At 61.4% G+C, this 1853-nt stretch carries 2 protein-coding genes; one reads left to right on the plus strand and one right to left on the minus strand.

Annotated features, from left to right (window positions below; translation table 11 throughout):
- Positions 1–99: 99 nt before the first annotated feature.
- Complete coding sequence (locus FEM54_RS31655) at positions 100–726, minus strand: alanyl-tRNA editing protein (protein WP_138454177.1); 627 nt, start codon at positions 724–726, stop codon at positions 100–102.
- Between the two features lie 89 nt (positions 727–815).
- Between FEM54_RS31655 and FEM54_RS31660 the strand changes: the two genes are divergently transcribed.
- Entirely contained in the window at positions 816–1748 is a 933-nt protein-coding gene (locus tag FEM54_RS31660) for a LysR family transcriptional regulator (RefSeq protein ID WP_138454178.1), read from the plus strand.
- Positions 1749–1853: the final 105 nt, after the last annotated feature.

Genomic DNA, 1853 nt, shown 5'->3' on the forward strand with positions numbered 1-1853 from the left:
GTATTAGGGCCGCTTCGCAGCCCAACGCGGGGCAAGCCCGCTCGCCACAACAGCCTGCTCATCACAACAGCCCGGTGACCACAAAAGCCGCGTGGTCTGTCAGTTGATTTCGTAACGCACCGACAGCGCGCCTTTTTTCTCCGACAAGGCCAGGATGGTCACTTGGCCGAGCTCGTTCAGGGCTTGCACATGGGTGCCGCCGCAGGCGTAGGCGGGCAGTTCGCCGAAACCCACTTCGCGGGCGCCGTCTTCCAGGGTCATATGGCGCGGGTAGTCGGCGGCGATCCATTGGTTGACCTGTTGCTGGATCGCCTCGGCGTCGATGGCCTGGGCCATTTCGCCACGGATAAAGGTGATTTTGCACTCGCCCGGCCAATGGTGGGCTTTGATCGGCATCCAACCGAAGCTTTCTCCCGCATTGCCGATCAGGTGCCCGGCCGAATGCAGGCGCGTGTACAGGGCACGGCGTTGTGCGTCGACCCGTGCGCTGATCGGGCCGGGCTGCACAGGCTGGTCCACGTAATGCACCACACGGTCAGCCTCCTGAGTCACGCGCAGCACCTGGCTGTCGCCCAGCCAACCGGTATCAAAGGGTTGCCCGCCGCCTTGGGGATGAAAAATCGTCGACTGCAGGGTGACCGCGAACAGGCCTTCGTGGGGTGTGCAGCTCAGCACTTCAAGCTCGGCGGTCAGGTGGTCGTGGGTGAAAAACAGGCGCTCGGTCATCATTTACATCCGCATCAGGGTTCTACGGGCAGTATAAATAGTGCGTGGATGGGTGATAATCCGTTCAATTATCAATGGACCTGTGCGTCATGAGCATCAATCTTCCTTTGCCACTGCTGGGTGAAATGGCGATTTTCGTCAAAGTCGTGGAGACCGGCAGTTTCTCCGAAGCGGCGCGACAACTGAGCGTTTCGCCCTCGGCCGTGAGCCGCAGTATCTCGCGTCTCGAACAGGCGCTGGCGACACGCTTGCTGCAACGCACCACGCGTAAATTGCGCTTGAGCGAAGGCGGCGAAGAGGTGTTCAAGCGTTGCCAGGAGATGGTCAACGCGGCGCGCTCGGTGATGGAGATCAGTGGCCAGTTCACCCATGAAGCCGAAGGCCTGGTGCGGGTCAGCGTGCCCAAGGCGGTGGGCCGGTTTGTGGTGCACCCGCATATGTCGGAGTTCTTGCGGCGCTATCCCAAGGTGGATGTGCAATTGATCCTGGAAGACCGGCATGTGGACCTGATCGACGACAATGTTGACCTCAGCATCCGCATCACCGACAGCCCGCCGCCGGGCTTGGTCGGCCGCCAACTGTTACCCATCGAGCACCTGTTGTGTGCCACGCCGCAGTACCTGGCCGCGCAGGGTACGCCTGAACATCCCCATGATTTGCTGGAACACAGCTGCATCTACCTGGGCGAAACGCCGGGGGATTCACGCTGGAAGTTTCGTCAGGGTGCCAAGGCGGTGACCGTGGGCGTGCGCGGGCGCTACGCCGCGAACCACACCGGCGTGCGCCTGGATGCGGTGTTGCAGCATGTGGGGATTGGTAGCTTGCCGTACTTCACGGCGCGCCACGCCTTGGCGGCGGGGAGCCTGCTGCAGGTATTGCCCGAGTGGGATTTTATTGCGTCCTACCATGGTGAGGCGTGGTTGCTGCATTCGCCCACGCGGTATCTGCCACCGAAGTTGCGGGTGTTTATTGATTATCTGGTGGAGTGCATGGCGAAGGAGCCGACACTGCGCCGAAGGTAGGAGTGCGGTCCAACTGTGGGAGCTGGCTTGTGTGGGAGCTGGCTTGCCTGCGATTGTATCGCCTCGGTTTAACTGATAGACCGAGTCGCCTGCATCGCAGGCAAG

The organism is Pseudomonas edaphica, from assembly GCF_005863185.1.
In the GTDB taxonomy this organism is placed as follows: Bacteria; Pseudomonadota; Gammaproteobacteria; order Pseudomonadales; family Pseudomonadaceae; genus Aquipseudomonas; species Aquipseudomonas edaphica.

Bases quoted from the DNA above. Each gene is read 5' to 3' on its own strand.
- FEM54_RS31655 (WP_138454177.1), bottom strand. From the start codon at position 726: ATGACCGAGCGCCTGTTTTTCACCCACGACCACCTGACCGCCGAGCTT.
- FEM54_RS31660 (WP_138454178.1), top strand. From the start codon at position 816: ATGAGCATCAATCTTCCTTTGCCACTGCTGGGTGAAATGGCGATTTTC.